A 21,124-nucleotide genomic window follows, 5' to 3' on the forward strand; every position below is an offset into this window, starting at 1 on the left:
ATCACCCACGCTTCGTGCCGGGTTGCATGCCGGTCGAACTATTAGTCTTGGTCGTCAACGGAGAATCGGACCGTTCGCGCTCGTCCCGCTGTTCCGGTTCGACACCTTTCTTCTTGACCGCGCGCCGCTCGCTTGCGGATTCGAGCAGGAAGAAGAACATCGGAATGAAGAAGACGGCCACGCCGGTCGCGCCCAGCATGCCGCCGATCACGCCAGTGCCGATGGAATGCCGGCTGTTCTGCGACGCGCCGGTCGCGATGGCGAGCGGCACGCAGCCTAAAATGAAAGCGAACGACGTCATGACGATCGGCCGCAAACGATCGCGCGCGGCAGTTACCGCGGCGTCGAACGCCGAGGCGCCTTGTGCACGATTGAGCACCGCGAACTCGAAAATGAGGATCGCGTTCTTGGCGGCGAGCGCGACCAGCATGGTGAGACCGATCTGGAAATAGACGTCGTTGTTCAGGCCTCTCAGCAGAATCGCCAGCAAAGCGCCTGACAGGGCGAACGGCACCGCCATCAGAACGCCCACAGGCAGGCTCCAGCGCTCGTATTGCGCGGCGAGAATCAGGAACACCATCAGCAGACCGAACGCGAACACCAGGCCGGACGTACCACCCGACTGGCGCGCTTCGTACGCTTCGCCGCTCCATCCCACGCCGTATCCCGCGGGCAGGCTCCGCGCCAATTCTTCCAGCACGCCGATCACCTCGCCCGAGCTATAACCCGGAGCCGCATTGGCAGTAATCATGACGGCGGGAAAATCGTTGAAGCGCGTCATCAGCGACGGCCCGGTCACGTAGCGATAGGTCACGACCGACTTGAGCGGGACCATGGTGCCATTGGCACTGCGCACGAAGACCTGTTCGAGATCCGCGGGCTTTAACCGGTATGACGGCTCCGCCTGAAGGATCACCTGCCAGAGCCGGCTCGACTGATTGAATTGCGAAACGTACAGCGAGCCGAACATCGTCTGCATCGTGCTGTAGATCTCGTCGATCGGCACACCGAGCGTGGCGGCCTTGTCACGATCCACATCGACACGCAGTTGCTGCGAGAACGCATTGAAGGTCGACGTGACGCCCGCCAGTTCGCGGCGCGCCTTTGCTCTGGCGACCAGGTTCTGTACGACCTGCGCCAGTTGCGCGGTGCTGGCGTCGCCTTGACTCTGGATCCACATCTCGGTGCCGCCCGTCGTACCGAGTCCCGGGATAGACGGCGGATTGACCGGCACGACAATGCCTTCCTCGATGCGCGACAAGGCCCGGTAAGCGCCGAGCAACAACGCGTGCGCGTTCTGCGTGCGAATGTTCGCCCACGTATACCTTTCATCGAAACCCTCCAGCCCGACAAAGAAAGTTGAAGCGTTGTTCATGGTCTGGTTGTCGAGCAGGCTGTATCCGTCGACCACCGTAACGCTGCCTACTCCCGGCTGCTTCGCGAAGTAGTCGGTGACGCGCGACGACACCCGCCCCGTTCGATCGAGGCTCGCCGCGTCGGGCATGATGACCGCGCCGAGCAGGTAGCCTTGATCTTCGGGCGGCAGGAAGGCGTGCGGAATCGATCGCAGCATGGTGAGTGCAAGCAGAACCATGCCGGCGAACAGCATCAGCGCGATCGCAAAGCGCCTGATCGCCAGCGCGACGGCGCGGCTGTAGCCCGCCGTGAGGCGCGCGAACGCGTCGTCGAACCACTTGAAGAAGCGATGCTTGGCACGCGTTCGCGGTTTCAGCAGCAGCGCCGCCAATGCCGGCGACAAGGTCAGCGCCACGATGCCGGACAGGACCACTGAAATCGCGATGGTAATGGCGAACTGCTTGTACATCTGCCCGGTGATGCCGCCCAGAAAGGCAACCGGCACGAAGACGGCGCACATGACGAGCACGATCGTGACGACCGGGCCGGACACTTCGTCCATCGCTCGCTTGGCCGCCGCATTCGGCGAGAGGTCGAACTCGCGCATGTTGCGCTCGACGTTCTCGATCACGACGATCGCATCGTCCACCACGATGCCGATGGCCAGCACCAGGCCGAACATGGTCAGCATATTGATCGAGAAACCGAGCGCGGCCATGCCCATGAACGTGCCGAGAATGGAAACCGGCACCGCCAGCACCGGAATCAGCGTTGCGCGAAAACTTTGCAGAAACACGAAGACGACGATCACCACCAGCACGACGGCTTCGAAAAAGGTCTTCACCACGTCCGCAATGGAAGCCCGCGTGAAGTCGGTGGTGTCCATGGCGATGCGGTAGTCGACGCCCTCGGGGAACGACTGCTTCATGCTCGCCAGCGTGGCGCGCACCTGCTTCGACACATCCAGCGCATTGGCGCCGGGCTGCTGGTAGATGGCGATAACCGTGGCGGGTTCGCCCTGGAACCGGCTGCGTATCGAGTAGTCTTTCTGCCCGAGTTCGGCGCGCCCCACGTCCTTCAGACGCACGATCGCCGCACCGTTGCCCGCCGCGCGAATGATGATGTTGTCGAACTCGGCGGGACTGGAGAGGCGGCCGGCCGTGGTTACGGCGAACGACTGCTCGACCGGTGAGCCGGTCGGCGCCTGGCCGAGCCGCCCGACCGCGAATTGCTGGTTCTGGTTCGCCACGGCGTTCTGCACGTCGGAGGCCGTCACGCCGAGTTGCGCCATGCGATCCGGGCGCAGCCAGATGCGCATGGCGTAGTCCGGCGTGCCGAAGATGCTGGCCTGATTCGCGCCCGGAATGCGCTTGAGCGCGTCGAGCACGTAAACGTTCGCGTAGTTGGCGACGTACGTCGGATCGACCCGACTACCGGGCGAATAAACCGCGACCACCATCATGAATGCGGAAGACTTTCTTTGCACCTGCACACCCTGCGATTGCACGGACTGCGGCAGTTGCGGCAACGCGAGGTTAACGCGGTTCTGCACGTCGACCTGGGCCAGATCGGGGTTGGTGCCGTTGCGGAAAAACACGTTGATGGTCAGACTGCCTGTCGACGAACTCGACGACGTCATGTAGATCATGTTGTCCGCGCCGTTGACCTGCTGCTCGATGGGCGCGACCACGTTGTTCGCCACCACATCGGCGCTGGCGCCCGGATAGCTGGCCGTGATCGTGATCTGCGGGGGCGTGATCTCGGGGTACTGGGCAATCGGCAGCGCGAACATCGCCAACAGGCCGCCAAGTGCTATGACAATAGAAATGACGGACGCGAAAATCGGCCTGTCGATGCAGAAATGAGAGAGCTTCATCCGGTTTGCAGCCTAGTGCGCAGTGTGGTGTTCGGAATCCTGTTGCGCAGCAAGCGGTGCGATTGCCGGCTGCGCCACGGCGGGCACTGCCCCCGTTATCCTGATCCGCGCGTCGGGCGACAGCCGTATCGCGCCGTCCACCACGACTCTTTCGCCGGCATGCAGGCCGTCGTCGATGAAGCTGTCATCGCCTAGCCATTCGCCGATCTCGACAAAGCGCTGATGCGGTTTGTCGTCCTTGTCGAGCGTCCACACGAAGTGGCTTTTCGCGCCCTGCTGCACGGCACGCTGGGGCAACAGAACGGCATTCGGCCGCACGGCGCCCGACACTTTCGCGCGCACGAACTGGCCCGGACGCAAGCTGCCTTTTTCATTGGCGAATACGGCTCGTACGAGAAACGTCCCGGTCTGCGCGCTGAATACCGGGTTGGCGAAGGCGATGCGCCCGCGCGCGGGAAACGTCGAACCGTCGGCCAGCAGCAACGAGATGTCGAACTGGTTGTCGGCGGGAAAGCGCAACCGGCCTTTCGCGATCTCGTCGCGATAGCGCAGCATCTCGTTCTCGGAAATGCTGAATTCGACCCACATGGGATCCATCTGGTAGACATACGTCAGCAGGCCGGATTGGGCCGGCGTGACATAACTGCCGTCCTGCTGGCGCGCATAACTCGACAGGCCGGTAAGCGGCGATCTGATCGTGGTGTAGCCGAGATTCAGTCGCGCGGTCTGGACCTGCCCCTTTGCGGCGATGACGGCGGCTTGCGCCTCGTGCTCGCCGCCGATCGCGTCGTCGAGATCCTTTTTGCTCAATGCGTTCTGTGCGGCGAGAGGCGTCACGCGTGCGAGATTGGCCTTCGCGACCTCGAGCCGCGCCTGCTGCTGCGCAAGCGCACCCTGCGCCGATTGCAACGCCGCCTCGAAAGGTTTGGGATCCATCAGAAACAGCGTCTGCCCCTCACGAACCATCTGCCCTTCCGTGTACGCCCGCTTATCCAGAAATCCGTCGACCCGCGCGCGAATTTCCACCGCACGCGAGCTCTGCGTCTGCGCGACGAACTCGAAGTCCACAGGAGTGTCATGCGGCGCCACGGTCATGACAGTGATATCGACCGGCTGAACCGCTTCGGGAGTCGCCGTTTTGCTACAGGCGGCCAGTAGGGCGAGCAGACTCAACCCCAGGGCCGGCCGTCTCCGCACCTCGTCAGGCAAACGCTTGCGTGCGTTCAACGAGCGTAGCAGGCACCGCAACAACGAAACTGGCATGAATGTTCCGTAAAAATGATTCGAAAACCGGGCGCGAAAGCAATTGACCGAGGACGGCTGCGCCAGAAGGGCCGCCGGCTGTGATATGCCGACCCATTGCGATGACGGCAGACCGCCCCCTCTTGACAGGAGGCTCGGCGGCCTCGGCCCGGCGCGATAGAAACTGCCGCGAGGTCAGAACCGGTGACGGATGCCGGTCGTCATCAGATATTGATTGCGGGCCGTCGACGGCGCCGAAGTGCCGTTGATCTGCACGCTGTTCAGCCCGCGTCCGTTGTTGGCGCCAAGCTGCGTGACGGCTTCAGCGTAGACATCAGTACGCTTGGACAGCGAATAGTCGGCCTGCAGGCCGAACTGATTCCAGTGGGCCGCGCCGGTATTCGTGTCGGTGGTGCCCGGCGCCGCGCGCAGCGCCTGCGTATAGGTGTAGGCCGCACCCAGCGCCAACTCCGGCGTCATGGTGTAGCGCGCGTTGACCTCGTAGTTGTTGTAGCGAACCGAGATATCCGAGAACTTGTCCTGGAAGCGGCTCTGCGTGAATACGGTCCCGAGCAGGAACGGACCGAACGCATAGCTTCCGCCAAGGCCCCAGGTGCGTTGATTCTGAACGCCGCTGACCGCCGATGCCGCGAAAGTGCCGCCTGTGATAGCGCCATTGTTCTGATTCAGGTCGATGCCCTGGTACTGTAGATAGGCCGCACCCAGTTGCAAGCCACCGTTGCGGTACCCCGCGCCGACGCTGTACGCCCGGTTGTCGGCAAAGCCCGCGTTGTTCGAGAAGCCGTACAGGCCGCTCATGGAAAAGCCGTCGTAGTTCGCGCTCTTGAACTTGACCGAGTTGTTGACGCTGATCGAGGAGTTGGCGTTATCGTTGTCGCCGCGATGCGCGAAATACGTGCCGCCCCAACTGCCGGCCGCGGTCAACGGCGCGAGATAGTCGACCACGGAGTCGTACTGGCGTCCGAAAGAGACCGTGCCGTAGGCGTTCGACAATCCGACATATGCCTGACGGTTGAACAGCGTGTTGGGCACCGTCTGGGTGCCGTTTGCGATGTTGAATCCGCTTTCCAGATTGAAGACCGCCGCCAGTCCGCCGCCGAGATCCTCGACACCGCGCAGCCCCCAGCGGCTCGCCTGAACGTTGCCGCCGGTCATGCCGACCATGGCCTTGCCATTCGTGACACGCCCGTCGGACGTCACCGTGGAATCCCTGCTGACTTCATTGCTCACATACGTCAAACCGGCGTCAACAATGCCGTATAGCGTGACGCTGCTCTGGGCGTGCGCCGCGCACGCAAAAGTGGCGGACACGGCGGCGGCGGTGATGATTTTTTTCATTTGAATACCTTGGCATTTAATCTTAAAACTCGGCTGCGGACTTGAGAATAAAATCTGCCGCAACCACAATGCACCCGCCCGGAACTGCATATAATTCCGAATCGAAAAGACCCTGTGTGCAACTGGAATCTTAAAACGTGGGCCGCAGTCGTAAGGCGCTAAATAACGAAAAAGTATTTTTGATTTTATTTGAGACAACGTTTCGAATTAAATGAAAATCCCGCGTCTAGGGATATTCATCAAATTCCGAACCGATGGAGTCTCTCCGATATCGCGACCAGATCGTTGCGGCACGCCAACAGCAAAAAACACCGTCTATTTTTGAGAAAGAAATGCCGATACCGTGGATGACCAATTAAATTGTCATTTTACAAATCTGCAAACTACCATTCGAGGCCCGCCATTCACCTTTATTAACCGTTACCACCCTGAATCTTCCGGAAAATACTATCGTCTTTATCGTTGGTGATATCATGAATCAGCTTCAGGCTATGCGAGTATTTATCAACATCGCCGAAACGATGTCATTCGGGCAGGCCGCGGCTCATCTTGGCATCTCGAATGCCATGGCCACGCGCTACCTCGATCAACTCGAAACCCACCTCAATACACGGCTCGTGAACCGCAATACGCGCGGCCTCTCCTTGACCGAAGAGGGCGAGATCTATCTGAAGGGGTGCCGCAACGTACTCGACGAAATTGAGCAGATAGAAACGGTGGTGCTCCGCGCCACGACCGAGCCGTCCGGCACGCTGCGGGTCGCGGCCGGAGCGTCCTTCTCGCTATCCAGTCTGACGCCGTTGCTGCAGGAATATCTGCGGGAGTATCCGAACGTCAGACTCTCCCTGACACTCCTGCATCAGCACGTCGATTTCGTGAAAGAAGGTTTCGATGTCGGCATCGTATTGCCGAAACAGATCAGCGGCACCACGTTGGTCAAACGCTCCTTGCTGAGCGTCCGTCCCATTGCCGTCGCATCGCCCGGTTATCTCGCCGGCAAAGGCATTCCGTCGCGGCCGGCGGATCTGGCCGCCCACACGCTTCTTGCTCTCAGCTCGGCTTCGCACGACGGTGACTGGGTCTTCGTTTCACCCGATCAGCGCGAAAGGCGCGTCACGCTCTCCGCCGCGCTGGTAGTGAACAATGCCTCCATGCTGCGGCAGGCCACACTGGCGGGCATGGGAATCGCGGTGCTGCCCGAGAATCATGTACTGGCCGATCTGGGCAACGGCGCGCTCGTACAGATCATGCCGGACTTCCACATCACGAATGCCGACAAGGAGTTGGCACTCGTGTACGCGAATCGTCGGCACATCTCCGCGAAGACCCGTTCGTTCGTCGACTTTTCGATCGAGTGGTTTCGCACCAATGCCGATCGTTTGACTTCCATGGCTTCAGTCGGCAAGTATCCCGCACAGAGTCCGCGCGACTCGCGGGCGCCAGGCAAGCAGCCTTCGTGAGTGGCCTGGCAAGCTCGCTCCGGCGGCAGGGTTTTCCCCGCGCCGCTGTACCCAAAATGAGGACAGCCACGCGCGCACCCTCCTTCATACTTCGCTATCGACTCGCACCGCCTCGAAGAGCTAGCCAGCCCCGGCGGTCGATCCCCGGCATCGAAGCTCCAGGAGACACGCATGAGCCGCCCCTTCAAACCCTATCCGTTTTCGCCGCGTCACTATGAAGGCGTGGCGCCGCCGCTCGTCGACGGGCGCGATCCGGTCAGGCGGTCCGTGGCGATTGTCGGCGGCGGGCCGGTCGGCATGACGCTGGCGCTCGCGCTGGCTCGCCAGGGCGTGCGCTCGGTGCTGATCGAAGCCGACGACGGCGTCTGCACCGGCAGCCGCGCGATCTGCATCTCGCGGCGCAGTCTGGAAATCTTCAAGCGACTCGGCGTCGTGCAAGGCTTCATGCGAAAAGGCTTGCCGTGGACCGGCGGCCGCAGCTTCTATCGCGACACCGAAGTGTTCCGCTTCACCATGCATCAGGACGACGAGCAATCGCTGCCACCGATGATCAACATCGCGCAATATCAGATCGAGCAGTTGCTGCTCGACGAGATAGAACGGCATGCCGACCTGATCGAGATCCGCTGGCAGACGCGCGTGACCGGCATCGAGCAACACGCGGCCGAAGGCGGCCGCGAGAATCTGGAAGGCACGGCCGGCGCAACGCTCGCCCTGCTTACCGGCGACACCGCATGGATGATGGACGCCGACTGGGTGGTGGCCTGCGACGGCGGCCGCAGCACGATTCGCGAGGCGCTCGGCCTCAAGCTCACCGGCACCACGTACGAAGGCCGTTACGTGATCGTGGATATCGAACTGGCCAGCGCGCGCGCCACCGAACGCCTCGCCTATTTCGATCCGCCGTCCAATCCCGGCTCGACGGTGCTGGTGCACAAGCAGCCCGACAACGTCTGGCGCATTGACTACCAGCTTCGCGACGACGAAGACCCGGAAGCCGCCGTGCATCCCGAGAACGTCATGCCGCGCGTGCAGAGCGTGCTCGATTCGATGGGCGAAACCGGCGCATGGTCGCCGATCTGGATCACGGTCTATAAGGCCAACGCGTTGACGCTGGAACGCTACCGGCATGGCGCGGTGCTGTTCGCGGGCGACGCCGCGCATCTCGTGCCGATTTTCGGCGTGCGCGGCGCCAATTCCGGCATCGACGACGCGGACAACCTCGGCTGGAAACTGGCCTGCGTGGTGAACGGCGTGGCATCGCCGCGTCTGCTGGACAGCTACAGCGACGAGCGCGTGTTCGCCGCGCGCGAGAACCTGAGCTACGGCATGAAGAGCACGGAGTTCATGGCGCCGCCCTCGTTCGCCTTCGACCTGATGCGCCAGGCCGTGCTCGGTCTCGCCGAGCGTCATGCGGCGGTGCGTCCGTTGATCAATCCGCGGCAGACGCATGCGATTGCCTACGCGCAGTCGCCGCTGAACGAAACCGCGGGTGACGCGAGCGACGCTTTCGCGCAAGGGCCGGCGCCCGGTACTGTGCTTCCGGAATGCAGACTCAAACGTGAGGACAAAGGCGTCTTTGTCGATATCCATCTGACGGATCTGCTCGGGCCATGCTTCACTGCATTACGCTTCGGCGCGAACGCGAACGACGACTCCGCGCAAGACGCAGCGTGGCAGCAGTTGCAAGACACGCTGGCCGGACAACGTATCCCCTTCAAAACCGTCAAGCTGGTCAGGAACGATACGCAAAACGTCGCGAGCTCAAACGTGATCGATCACAGCGGCCGTCTGCACGACATGCTCGACGCCACGCCCGGCACGGTCTATCTGATTCGTCCCGATGGCCATGTACTCGCCCGCTGGCGCGACGGCAGCGCGGAAGCCACGCAGCGCGCCATCCGCGCGGCGCTGACGATCTGATACAAGGAGACAAACATCATGACCGATAGCGATCTCGACCTCGTCTATACGACGCTCTGCAAGACCCTCACGAACGAAGGCGAAGCGCAGGCGCCGCTATATCTGGCCCGCCTCGCGATGCTGTGCCTGACCGAACTCGACAACCCGCGGCGCGCGTTGTCGCTGATCGAAGCGGCACGGCTGCCGGTTTCGACTGCGGTGACGGCATAAAGCGTAAAAAAGCCGCCGCGCCTGACATGGCGCGGCGGCTTTTCCTTGACGACAGTGTTACTGCTTCGGATACAAACCCAGCGTGCTCGCATGCAGGCGCGCGAGACCGAGCAACGCATCCGTATACGGCGTAGCGACGCCTGTCAGTTGCCCCAGTTCGCGCACCGCGGCCACCAGCGCGTCGAGCTCGACCGCTTTACCCGCCTGCACGTCCTGCAGCATCGAGGTTTTCATCGCGCCGAGTTTCAGCGTGACCTCGTGGCGATCCGCCGGCTCCTGATCGATCGGAATGCCGAAGCGCGCGCCGATTTCCTTGGCCTCCAGCATGATGCTCGTGACGAAGTTGCGCGCCAGCTCGTCGCTGAGAATCCGGTCGGTGGTCGCGCCGGTGATCGCGCTGATCGGATTCATCGTCATATTGCCCCACAGCTTGTACCAGACGTCGCGCTGAATCTGCGCAGACGCCGACGCATTGAAGCCGGCCGCCACGAGCGTGGCCGTGAGCGCCGCGACACGCTCGCTCGCCTGTCCCGACGCCTCGCCGATAATCAGCCCGTTACCCTGATGATGCCGGATGACGCCCGGCGCTTCGACAAGGCAACTGGCGTGCACCACGCAGCCCACCGTCTGCGCAGACGGAATCGCGGCGGCAATCGCGCCGTCCGGATCGATCGACTTCAGGCGCTTGCCGGTGAAGTCCGCACCGAGTCCGTCGCAGAACCACCAGGGTACGCCGTTCATCGCCGTCAAGACGATGGTTTGCGCGCCAAGCAGCGGCGCGATCCGCGCAGCCACCGACGCCATTGCCGGCCCCTTGACGGCGACCACGACGAGATCCTGCACACCGAGGTCCGCGGGCTTCTCGCTCGCGTTCACTTTTTCGGCATGTGTAGCGCCGCCTTCGATCAGACGCAAGCCGTGCTCGCGTAGCGCGTTCAGCGTCTCGCCGCGCGCCACCACGCTCACGTCGTGGCCGGCCTGCGCGAGCTTCACGCCCATCCAGCCGCCGATCGCGCCCGCGCCGTAGATTGCTACTTTCATCGTTTCAATCCTTATAACTGGCGTCCATGCGGTCCACTCGCCGCACCAACGCGTCGAACACGTCCTGCCCCGCGCCGTGACGCGGATCGAACTGCAGCGCGTCGCGCGAGCAGCGAATCGCGACATCTTCCGGCACCGGCCGCGCGCGGCCCATCGCAAACGTCGCCATCTGGATTTCGCAGGCGCGGTTGAGCGTCCACAGAACCGCGAAAGTTTGCGGCAAGGTGTGGCCCCACGCAAGCAGCCCATGGTTGCGCAAGATCACCGCCTGCCGGTTGCCGATGTGCTCCAGCAGACGCGGACCTTCTTCCGCGTGCACGGTGATGCCCTCGAAGTCGTGATACGCAATGCGGTCGTGCAATTGCGCGCTGTAGAAGTTGGTCTGTTGCAGACCGTCTTCCAGACAGGCCACGGCGACGCCCGCGGTGGTGTGCGTATGCATCACGCAGTGGGCGTTGGGCAAGCCTTCGTGAATCGCCGCATGCACGACGAAGCCGGCCGGATTCACCGGATACGGCGAGTGATCGAGCACGCGACCCTGTGCATCGATCTTCACGAGATTGCTCGCGGTCACTTCGCTATAGTGCAGCCCGAACGGATTGATCAGGAACTGCCGCTCGCCGCCGCTCACGCTGGCGGGAACGCGCAGCGTGATGTGGTTGTAGATCATCTCGGTCCAGCCGAGCATGTCGAAGATCCGGTAGCACGCTGCAAGCTGCACGCGCGCATGCCATTCGTCCGGATGCATCGCGTGGGCCTTCGGCGCCGTCGGCGCTGGTATATCGAGGGTGGTCATCTTGGTCTCCCTTATCGACCGCTGTTATCGTTCTGTTGCTCGAAAAGCCGTGCTTACGCGCCCGACACCACGGCCGCGATCGACGCCGCCACATATTCCGCGTTGCGTTCGTTCAGACCGGCCACGCACATGCGCCCAGAGCGCAGCACATACACCGCGTATTCGCTGCGCAAACGCTCCACCTGGCTTTCGCTCAAGCCCGTATAGGTGAACATGCCGCGCTGCGCGACGTAGCGCGCGCGCATCACTTCATCCACACGGCCCGCGAGTCCGGCGTGTATCGTGCCGCGCATGGCGAGAATCCGTTCGCGCATGGTGGCGAGTTCCGCTTCCCACGAAGCGCGCAACGAGGCATCCGCGAGCACGTTGGCGACGAGCCGCGCGCCGTGCGTCGGCGGATTGCTGTAGTTCGCGCGCACCGTCGACATCAATTGGCCCAGCACGCGGCCGGCCTCTTCCGCGCTCTTGCAGACCACGCTCAGCGCACCGACCCGCTCGCCATACAGCGAGAAATTCTTCGAGAACGAATTGGCGGCGATCAACGGTATGCCCGCGTCGGCCAGCAGACGCACGCAAGCGGCGTCTTCTTCGAGACCGGCGCCGAAACCCTGATAAGCCATATCGACAAATGCGATCAGCTTGCGGCGCTGCAAGACCGGCACCAGCTCGGCCCATTGCGCCGGGCTCAGATCGACGCCGGTCGGGTTGTGGCAGCACGCGTGCAGCAGCACGACGCTCTGTTCGGGTAAGCGGCCGATCGTTTCGATCATGTCGGCGAAACGCAAGCCGCCGGTGTGTTCGTCGTAATACGGATAAGTGTTGACCGTGAGCCCCGCGCCTTCGAACACGACGCGATGGTTTTCCCAGCTGGGGTCGCTGATCCAGATCTGCGAGCCGGGGAAATAACGTTTCAGGAAATCGGCGCCCACCTTGAGTGCGCCCGAGCCACCGATGGTTTGCAGCGTCGCGATCCGCCCCGCCTTGCGCGCCTCGCTGTCCGCGCCGAATACAAGTGCTTGAGCCGTATCGCGATAGAGCGGCAGGCCGGCCATGGGCAGATAGGAGCGCGGGCCGATCGAATCGAGCAGCGCGGTTTCGGCGCGGCGCACGGCGTTCATCACCGGCAGCTTGCCGGCGTCGTCGAAATAGATGCCGATGCTCAGATTGACTTTGTTGGTGCGCGGGTCGAGTTGGAAGTCTTCGTTCAGGCTCAGAATCGGGTCGCCTGGATAAGCGGGAATGTGGTCGAACATGGCAATTCCTTGAAGGTGGCCGCGGCGCGGTCTCGGTGTGGCGCTTGGTATGGCGGGCGCGGGGCGCGCGTGTGGCAAAACGACAGCCCACGTGAACCGGCCTGACTCAGACTGGCGAGACGGGAGTCTAAGCGGGTTTGGCCGGGCGCGTCGATTAAGACAAGTCTCCACGCATGCTGCACGCTACACAATCAATCGATTTTTCACGATTCGTTAGTTTTTCTTTAGAATCGCCTGATGCCACTCACGCGCGTCACCCTCCGTCAGTTTGAAGCGTTTCTCGCCATCGTCGATCTGCATAGCATCGGCGCGGCGGCGGACCGGCTCGGCCTGACTTCGTCGGCAGTCAGCCAGTTGCTCGCCGACCTCGAAACGGAACTCGGCTTCCGCCTGTTCGACCGCACCACGCGGCGCGTGAATCTGTCGAGCGCCGGGCAGGATTTTCTGGCGTCGGCGGAATCGGTGCTGCGGCACGTGCGCGCCGCCGCGCAATCCGCCGACGATATCCGCAACCGCGCCGCCGGCATCGTGCGGATCGGCGCGCCGCTGGTACTGGCGGCGACGGCGCTGCCAGCGGCCATCGCCGAATATGCGCGCGACAAGCCGAAGGTGGTCGTGCGCATTTGCGATACCGTGGTCGAGCAGCTGGTGGAGCGCGTGGAAAGCGGCGACGTGGATCTCGCGATCGGACCCGACCGGCAAAGCGGCACGCGCGTGCGTTGCGATCCGGCATTCGCGAGTCCGTGGGTGATGTGGTGCGCGCCGACCCATCCGTTGAACGCGCGTCGCCGTGTGCAGTGGCCGCATTTGCGCGGCGTGCCGATCGTCGCCACCGGCCGCGACCACGAACGCGCGGTCGGGCAAATGCTGGCCAATCTGCCGGCGGAAGCCCGCATCATTCCCGTGGACGTGGTGGACAACGTCACCACGGCGTTCGGCCTCGCCTCACAAGGGCTGGCCATCACGCTCGCGCCGGCCTACGTCGCGCCGTTGGCGCGCACCTTCGGGCTGGTGATGAAGCGTATCGTCGATCCCGAAACGATCCGCGAGGTGTGCGTGTATCGCTCCACGGAACGCGCGCTGTCGCCGCCCGCCGACGGTTTTGCGGACTTCATCATGCCGTGGTTAAAGCGCTGGGATCGCGAGACGCAGGCGGAGGCACGCGGCAAGCGTGCGTAATTGGTAGCTGCGTGGTAGCTGCGCTGCGGGGTGGTTGCGCTCAAGAGACAGTGTCGGCCGCACCGGCTTAACCTAAAACGCGCAAGCCGGCCGCGCTCCGTTTCAGGGTCAAGCCAGTTCGGGCGTCATGCACAACGCGAACAACTGTCTCTGGCTCGAGATGCCGAGCCGCGCGTAAGCGCGCTTCTGATAGGTAATCACACTCGCCGGCTTGACGCCCATCCGCACCGCGATTTCAGCGGCGCCGGCGCCTTCGAGCGTGCCGCGCAGCACGTCGAGTTCGCGCGACGTGAGCGCCGGGCAAGCGCGCCTGACCCGCGCCAGCATCGCGGCCGCCGAACCCTGCTGATGTTGTCCATTCAACGCGTAATGGCCCTTCGCCGCGTGTGCGAACAAGGGCGCGAGACTTTCCACGCGTTCCAGTTCGCCCGGTTGAAACACGCCATAGGCGCGGTCGCGATACAGATTGATCGACAGCCAGACGCTTTCCATGGGCTGCACGAGCAGCGACAGCCGGTCGGACACGTTCGGCTGCGCATAACAGGCCGCACGATACGCTTCGTTTTCGATCTCTTCGCTTTGCTGCTGATGCAGCACCAGCGCATCGCGCGCCGGTTTGTCGCGTGGCCGCCCGATGATCTCGCGATTGCCGTCGAGCGCATAGAAATGCGTGGCGTAGCGATCGGCGACGTCGCGCAGAAAGCGGCCACCGCGATGATCGGCGGCGGACACCGTGCGCGGCCTCGCGTCGAATTCATAGGCGAAGATGGTGCACTGCGAAACCGGCAGCGTATCGCCGACGGCTTTCAAAATGCTGGCTGCGAGCGCGTCGGCATCCGCATGCGAAATCGACATGACCAGCTCGGTTGCGCGCGCAGTGCTGATCTGTCCGTTGCCATGCGGTGGAGAAATGCGCCATGAACGCATGATGGAAGTCCGGTCGCCGTGCGGTAGTTCGGTTCGGCAAGCGTAGCACAGCGGCACATGCGGCACGTTCCTCACTAACGGCGCAGCGCCGCGCCGTTACTTCCCCGTAAACGATCCGCGCTGGAACGTCACCATTCTCGGCAACTCGATCGTAAAGACCGTGCCCACGGCTTCGTCGGAGTTCACGCTGACGTTGCCGCCGTGCATGCGCGCGATTTCCTGCACGATATGCAGGCCCAAGCCCAACCCTTCGCGCGAGCGCGCACCGCTGTTGTTCGGGCCGAACGCCTTGAACAGATGCGGAAACACCTCGGCCGGAATCGTACCGCGATTGGCGACTTTCAGACGCACGCACTCGACCGCCTCGCCGTCCACCTCGACGCCGATATCGCCACCCGGCGCGCCATGATGCAGCGCATTGCTCACCAGATTCGACACGGCTTGCCAGACGAGGTCGGTGTCCCACGCGCCCGACGTATTGCCGCGGCTCGCGAACACGATCTGCTTGCCGTTCTCGCGCGACGCGAATTCGTCGATCACCGAGCGGCACAGCGTCGCCAGTTCGATCGAGCGCGGCTGCAGCGGCAGGCGCCCGCCTTGCAAACGCGCGAGATTGAGCAGCTGGTCGACCATGCGCGCCATCCGCAGCGAACTGTTCTTCACACGCGCGGCCACCGTCGCCGACTGTTCGTCGGCCGCCGTGCGCATCAGATACTCTGCCGACGCCAGCACCGCGCCGAGCGGCGTGCGCAGATCGTGACTGAGCACGGCCATCAGCATTTCGTTGGCTTCGAGCATTTGCCGCGTAGTGACGAGTTGCGCCGCGAGTTGACGCTTCTGCTGTTCGAGCTGCACGAACACGTCGACCTTGGATTGCAGAATCCGCGGATCGAATGGCTTGTAGAGAAAGTCGACCGCGCCCGCCTCATAGCCGCGGAACGTGCGCGACGCGTCCTGCGCGGTTGCCGTCAGAAAGATGATCGGCACGTGCGAGGTGCGCGGGCTGCCACGCATCAGCGCAGCCAGTTCGAAGCCGTTCATGCCGGGCATGTTGACGTCGAGAATCGCCAGCGCGACCTCGTGCTTGAGCAGCAGGTCGAGCGCCGCCGTGCCCGAGTCGGCCACCAGCACGGCGAGATCCGGCCGGGCCAGCAAAGCTTCGAGCGCCGTGATGTTGTGAACGATGTCGTCGACGATCAGAATGTTCACGGGTGAGTTCGTCATGGCATCGCGTCAGAAAGAGGCCGGCAATGCAGCAAGCCGCCGGGCCATGGTTTCGGGAGTGTAGATAAAATCCGCCGCGCCGCGTTCAATCGCGGCGCGCGGCATTTCGGGGGAAACAGCGGTGTCGGGCGCCTGCACCCAGCTCGTGCCGCCCAGCGCGCGCACGCGCTCCAGGCCTTGCGCGCCGTCGTCGTTGGCGCCGGACAGCAGGAGCGCGAGCAGGCGTTCGCCATATACGGCGGCCGCCGATTCGAACAGCACGTCGATCGAGGGACGCGAAAAGCGCACGGCGGCATCGGTCGATAGCGCGACGGTGCGGTCCACCTCCACCAGCATGTGATAGCCCGGCGGCGCAATGTGCACGCGCCCCGGCAAGATGCGCTCGCCCGCATCGGGCTCGAGCACCGGCAACGCGCAGCGATGCGCGAACGCATCCACCAGATAGCTGCGCGGATCGGGCGGCAGATGCGTGACGATCATCACGGCCGGCGCAAAGCCCGCGGGCAGTGCGCTGAGCAGCACGTTCAGCACTTCGATGCCGCCCGCCGAGCCGCCGATCACGACGAGCTCATAGCCGCGCGCCGCTTCGGCATCGACATCTGGCTGGACAGTTGAGCGTGGCATGGTGAGCGTGCTAGCGCTTCTGGTAAATGCGTTCGCTCGGACGGAATTCGTCGAACGCTTCGTAGTGGCTGGAAAACCGCAAACTTTCCTTGCTGCCCAAACCGAGAAATCCGCGCCGCACCAGCGCGTTTTCGAACAGACCGAGCGCGCGATCCTGCAAGCCGCGGTCGAAATAGATCAGCACGTTGCGGCACGACACCAGGTGCGCTTCGAGAAAGACTTCGTCGGTGGACAGGCTGTGGTCGGCGAACACCACGCGCTCTTTCAGCGAGCCCGCAAAGCGCGCGCCGCCATACGCCGCATGATAGTAGTCGGACAGCGAACGCTTGCCGCCGGCCGCCAGATAGTTTTGCGTGAAACCCTGAATGCGGTCCAGCGCGTAGATGCCGGACTCGGCGCGCGCGAGCGCGTCCGGGTTGATGTCGGTCGCGTAGAACAGCGTGCGTTCAGTCAGCCCTTCCTCGTCGAAGAGAATTTTCAGCGACCAGAGTTCCTCGCCCGTGCTGCACCCCGCAACCCACACCTTGATCGACGGATAGGTGCGCAGACGCGGCAGCACGTGTTCGCGCAGCGCAAGAAAATACGCCGGATCGCGAAACATCTCGCTGACCTGCACCGTGAGGTACTGGAACAGCCGCGAGAACTCGTCGCCGTTGCGCATGATGCGGTCCTGCAGCTGCGACAGCGTCTTCAGTCCGAATTCCTCGAGCGCCTGCGACAGCCGGCGCCGCAGCGACGACATCGCGTAGTGGCGGAAGTCGTGCTGATACTTGAGGTAGACCGCCTCCAGCAGCAGCTTCAACTCGATGTCGAAGTCGCTCATGCGTTGCGGTGCGTCGAATTCGGACTGACTCATCGTGTTCCTGTGTTCCTTCTACCGTTGGCGCAACCAGACACGGCACAACGCGACCAGCTTGTCCACGTCGATCGGCTTCGAGACGTAGTCGTCCGCGCCGGCTTCGAGGCAGCGCGTGCGGTCGTTCGCCATGGCCTTCGCCGTCAGCGCGATGATCGGCAGATGCGCAAAACGCGGATTGCGGCGAATCTCGCCCATCGCGGTCAGCCCGTCCATCTCCGGCATCATGATGTCCATCAGGATCAGATGCACTTCGGGGCCGTTGTCCAGCGCTTCGAGCGCTTCACGGCCGTTGCGCGCAATCTGCAGTTTCGCACCGAGCGGCTCCAGCACGTGCGAGAGCGCGAAAATATTGCGGACGTCGTCTTCGGCCAGCAGGATCGTGCGGCCCTCGAAGGCATTGTCGCGCTGACGCACCGTGCGCAGCATGCGCTGCTGCTCGGGCGCGAGCGACGACTCCACGCTGTGCAGGAACAGCGTCACTTCGTCGAGCAGGCGCTCGGGCGACTTCGCGCCCTTGATGATGATCGATTTCGAATAGCGGCGCAGACGATGCTCTTCCTCGTCGGACAGCATGCGGCCCGTGTAGACGATCACCGGCAGCGCGGCATGCGCGGTGTTCGCGGCGAGCCGTTCGAGCAGATCGTAGCCGGTGCCGTCGGGCAGCGCGAGATCGGTCACCACGCAGTCGAAGCTGAACTTCGCCAGATATTCCAATGCCTCGGCCAAGGTTGCGACTGCAACGATCTCGGTGTTTTCGCTTTGCAGCAATGCGCGGATGCTTTCGCGCATCGGCGTGTCGTCCTCGATCACGAGCACGCGTTTGAGGCGCTGCTGCAGACGCGCTTCGAGGCGGCGGATCGCGGCTTCCATCGTGCTGCGCGCGGTCGGCTTGAGCGTATAGCCGATCGCGCCGAGGTGCAGCGCCTTGTCGGCGTGATCCGTGGCCGAGACGATATGGATCGGAATGTGACGCGTGAGCGGATCGTTCTTCAGCCACTCCAGCACGGTCAGGCCGGAACGGTCCGGCAAGCCGACGTCGAGCAGCACAGCGGCCGGGCGCATGTCGCGCACGAGGGCGAGACCGCTGGCCGCACTGCTCGCATGGACGAAGTCGAAGTCGAGTTCGTGGGTCAGATCGCGCAGGATTTCGGCGAAGGCGAGATCGTCTTCCACGGCGACGATCAGACGGCCGGCACGCGTGCGGTTGTCGCGGTCGTCGGCGATCGGATTGTGTGTGGGGTTGTGTGTGGTTTCGGACGAGTTGCCGCTGGTTAAGCCATTGGTTGATGCGTTGGTTGAGCCGTTAATCAGGCCGTTGGCCGGCGTGATCACGCCGGGCTGGCTGCCGCCCGCAGATGGGCGCACCAGCAGCGACTCGGCCACAGCCGGCGCACCGGCCGCTGTCTGTGCCGATGTATGTGCCGCTGCAAACGCCGGCGCCGTTGCGTGGTGCGCGTCCTGGCTCGCGTTCAGCGCCGCCTGCGCATCGAGCGGCAACCACAGCGTGAACACACTGCCCTTGCCGACTTCGCTGGCAACGGTGATCCGGCCGCCCAGCAAGCGCGAAAACTCGCGCGAAATCGACAGACCGAGACCGCTGCCGCCGTATTGACGGCTGGTGGAACCGTCGGCCTGCTGGAACGCCTCGAAGATCATGTCCAGCTTGTCGGCGGCGATGCCGATGCCGGAGTCACGCACGTCGATGCGCAGCATGCCGCCTTCGGCCGGCGCGACGGACAGCGCCACCTCGCCGCGTTCGGTGAATTTCACCGCGTTCGAAAGCAGGTTGCGCAGAATCTGCGTGACGCGCTGGCCGTCGGTGATGAAGGTATCCGGCGTGCCCGGCAAGCGCTCGAACGCCAGGCTCAAATGCCTGGCGCCTGCCAATGGCTTGAACGTTTCCTCGAGCGCCTGCAGGGTCGCGTCGATCGATACGGTTTCGAGTTCGACCGTCACCTGCCCGGCTTCGACCTTCGACAGATCGAGAATGTCGTTGATCAGCACCAGCAGGTCGCTGTTCGACGCGTGGATCGTGTCCGCGTAGCGCACCTGCTCTTCCGTCAGATTGCCGGTGCGGTTCTGCTGCAACAGCTTGGCGAGAATCAGCGAACTGTTCAGCGGCGTGCGCAGTTCGTGCGACATGTTGGCGAGGAACTCCGACTTGTAGCGGCTCGACTGTTCGAGGCGCGCCGCATTGGCCGCGAGATCGTCCTGCGCGCGCAAAAGATCGGACTTCTGCCGCTCGAGACGCTGCGCGTATTCTTCGAGCTGCACATTGGTCTGTTCGAGCTCGGCTTGCTGCGCTTCCAGACGCGCCTGCGATTCCATCAGCGCGCGGCCGCGCTCTTCGAGTCCTTCATTGGAGACGCGCAATTCTTCCTGCTGCACCTGCAGTTCTTCGTTCAACTGCTGCGTTTCGGCCAACGCGTCCTGCAGACGCTCGCGATACAACGCGGCTTCGACGAAATCGCCCATGCTCTTCGCGATCAGCTCCATGAACTCCTGATCGCGCACGCCCAGCTCGCGAATGAAGCCCAGTTCGACCACGCCGTTGACCTGGCCGTCGTTTTCGATCGGCATGATGAACAGGTTCTTCGGCGCGCTCTTGCCGGTCGCGGACATCACCTGCACGTAATCCGCCGGCACGTCGCGCAAGACCAGCGTGCGGCGCGCCAAAGCCGCCTGACCGATCAGCGTCTCGCCTTCGGCGAAATTGCGCGCGGCGGCCTGCTCGTTGTCGCGGCTAAAACCGTAGGTCGCGATCCGCCGCAGCGTGCCGTGTTGTTTATCGCGTACATAGAGCGCGGCCACGACAGCGTCCAGATATTGCGCGAGAAAGTCGAGCATCGCGCGGCCGACCAGCGGCGAGGTAGTCTGCCCGACCACCTTTTCAGCGAGGAGGCGCTGCCCGGAGCGCAGCCACACCTGCGCCTGCAGAATGTCGGTCTGTTCGGCCTGCTGGCGCAGCACGCCGTCATAGGTGGTCGACAGGCTCATCAATTCGCGGCGGCCCATCCATGCGAGCAGGCCGCTCACGCCCAGGCTGAAGAGCAGGAACACGCTCACCAGCGTGGTCGTGACGCGGCGCGTGGCGTCGCTGCGCTCCTGACGCAGGCGCAACTCGACGTCGAGAAAATCGCCGAATTCACGGCGCGTTTCGTCGAATTCGATTTTGCCGCGCCCGCTAGCCACAGCGCCCTCGACGTTCTGATTGCGACGGCGCGCGTCGATCATCTCTTCGGCAAAACGGCTCCAGCGTTGCTGGATCGCCTCGATCTGCTTGAGCTTTTCGACTTGCGGCGGGTTGTCGGCAACCATCGCCTGCAAGGCCTCGATCTGCGTCTTGAAGCGCGGGCCGCCGGTTTCGTAAGGCGTAAGGAAAGTTTCGTCGCCCGTGATCAGGAAGCCTCGCATGGACGATTCGCGATCGACCGCGAGACGCAGCATTTCATTGGCCCGGCCGATCACGCGCTCGGAATGCTCGGCCCAGTTCATGGTCGAGACCAGATAAGCAATCAGTCCGACGAAGACGGCTATCGTGACCAGGCCGACACCCAGAGGCAAGGCGATATTGCGGCGAATAATGCTGCGAAAACGATTCTGGTCGACGGCCTGGGATGCGGTCATTTTTTCTGTCTTCGGCGGGGCGAATCGAGTCGATTCGGAATATTTTTCGGGTATTTCGCGTGATTCCTTCTCTCGCGAAGCGACGCGCGTAATCATACAGGATGGGCTTGTTTTTGAGAGGTGCGCGCGGGGGGTTTAGGCTTGCTGGACGGGGCGGTACGAAACTCA

At 63.2% G+C, this 21,124-nt stretch carries 15 protein-coding genes; 4 read left to right on the plus strand and 11 right to left on the minus strand.

The window, feature by feature from the left end:
* Position 1: 1 nt before the first annotated feature.
* From B0G82_RS35535 to B0G82_RS35545, 3 genes are all read right to left on the minus strand, one after another.
* Entirely contained in the window at positions 2–3,232 is a 3,231-nt protein-coding gene (locus B0G82_RS35535; RefSeq protein WP_121310677.1) for a multidrug efflux RND transporter permease subunit, read from the minus strand.
* Between the two features lie 12 nt (positions 3,233–3,244).
* A complete protein-coding gene (locus tag B0G82_RS35540) occupies positions 3,245–4,495 on the minus strand; it encodes an efflux RND transporter periplasmic adaptor subunit (RefSeq protein ID WP_121310679.1) in 1,251 nt (416 codons plus the stop codon).
* Between the two features lie 174 nt (positions 4,496–4,669).
* Complete coding sequence (locus B0G82_RS35545) at positions 4,670–5,833, minus strand: porin (RefSeq protein WP_116145090.1); 1,164 nt, start codon at positions 5,831–5,833, stop codon at positions 4,670–4,672.
* Between the two features lie 473 nt (positions 5,834–6,306).
* Here B0G82_RS35545 and B0G82_RS35550 point away from each other — a divergent pair, with 473 nt between their 5' ends.
* The 3 genes from B0G82_RS35550 (at position 6,307) to B0G82_RS35560 (ending at position 9,426) form a co-directional block, all read left to right on the plus strand.
* On the plus strand, positions 6,307–7,293 hold the full coding sequence (locus tag B0G82_RS35550) for a LysR family transcriptional regulator (RefSeq protein WP_116145092.1): 987 nt from the start codon (positions 6,307–6,309) through the stop codon (positions 7,291–7,293).
* 171 nt (positions 7,294–7,464) lie between these two features.
* Entirely contained in the window at positions 7,465–9,216 is a 1,752-nt protein-coding gene (locus tag B0G82_RS35555) for an FAD-dependent oxidoreductase (RefSeq protein ID WP_121310681.1), read from the plus strand.
* A gap of 18 nt (positions 9,217–9,234) precedes the next feature.
* Entirely contained in the window at positions 9,235–9,426 is a 192-nt protein-coding gene (locus B0G82_RS35560) for a hypothetical protein (protein WP_121310683.1), read from the plus strand.
* Between the two features lie 57 nt (positions 9,427–9,483).
* On the opposite strand, the gene B0G82_RS35565 is transcribed toward B0G82_RS35560, so the two are convergent.
* The 3 genes from B0G82_RS35565 to B0G82_RS35575 are packed head-to-tail and all read right to left on the minus strand — an operon-like array spanning position 9,484 to position 12,516.
* Positions 9,484–10,467 carry a 2-dehydropantoate 2-reductase gene (locus B0G82_RS35565; protein ID WP_121310685.1) on the minus strand — a complete coding sequence of 328 codons (984 nt, stop codon included), beginning with the start codon at positions 10,465–10,467 and terminating at the stop codon, positions 9,484–9,486.
* A gap of 4 nt (positions 10,468–10,471) precedes the next feature.
* Positions 10,472–11,263, minus strand: coding sequence for a class II aldolase/adducin family protein (locus B0G82_RS35570; protein ID WP_121310687.1), 792 nt, complete (start codon positions 11,261–11,263; stop codon positions 10,472–10,474).
* Between the two features lie 53 nt (positions 11,264–11,316).
* On the minus strand, positions 11,317–12,516 hold the full coding sequence (locus B0G82_RS35575) for an amino acid aminotransferase (RefSeq protein WP_121310689.1): 1,200 nt from the start codon (positions 12,514–12,516) through the stop codon (positions 11,317–11,319).
* Between the two features lie 237 nt (positions 12,517–12,753).
* Here B0G82_RS35575 and B0G82_RS35580 point away from each other — a divergent pair, with 237 nt between their 5' ends.
* Positions 12,754–13,695, plus strand: coding sequence for a LysR family transcriptional regulator (locus B0G82_RS35580; protein ID WP_106278230.1), 942 nt, complete (start codon positions 12,754–12,756; stop codon positions 13,693–13,695).
* Between the two features lie 108 nt (positions 13,696–13,803).
* On the opposite strand, the gene B0G82_RS35585 is transcribed toward B0G82_RS35580, so the two are convergent.
* The 5 genes from B0G82_RS35585 to B0G82_RS35605 all read right to left on the minus strand — a co-directional run bounded on the left by B0G82_RS35585 (position 13,804) and on the right by B0G82_RS35605 (position 20,956).
* Entirely contained in the window at positions 13,804–14,622 is an 819-nt protein-coding gene (locus tag B0G82_RS35585; protein WP_121310691.1) for a helix-turn-helix transcriptional regulator, read from the minus strand.
* 96 nt (positions 14,623–14,718) lie between these two features.
* Complete coding sequence (locus B0G82_RS35590) at positions 14,719–15,846, minus strand: hybrid sensor histidine kinase/response regulator (protein WP_106278232.1); 1,128 nt, start codon at positions 15,844–15,846, stop codon at positions 14,719–14,721.
* A 9-nt stretch (positions 15,847–15,855) separates the two neighbouring features.
* The gene (locus tag B0G82_RS35595; RefSeq protein WP_121310693.1) at positions 15,856–16,470 is read right to left on the minus strand and encodes a chemotaxis protein CheB; all 615 of its coding nucleotides are present in this window, start codon (positions 16,468–16,470) and stop codon (positions 15,856–15,858) included.
* A gap of 10 nt (positions 16,471–16,480) precedes the next feature.
* Positions 16,481–17,326 carry a CheR family methyltransferase gene (locus B0G82_RS35600; protein ID WP_106278236.1) on the minus strand — a complete coding sequence of 282 codons (846 nt, stop codon included), beginning with the start codon at positions 17,324–17,326 and terminating at the stop codon, positions 16,481–16,483.
* Between the two features lie 18 nt (positions 17,327–17,344).
* Complete coding sequence (locus tag B0G82_RS35605) at positions 17,345–20,956, minus strand: response regulator (RefSeq protein ID WP_121310695.1); 3,612 nt, start codon at positions 20,954–20,956, stop codon at positions 17,345–17,347.
* Between the last annotated feature and the right edge of the window lie 168 nt (positions 20,957–21,124).

Source organism: Paraburkholderia sp. BL17N1 (assembly GCF_003634175.1).
Lineage (GTDB): Bacteria > Pseudomonadota > Gammaproteobacteria > Burkholderiales > Burkholderiaceae > Paraburkholderia.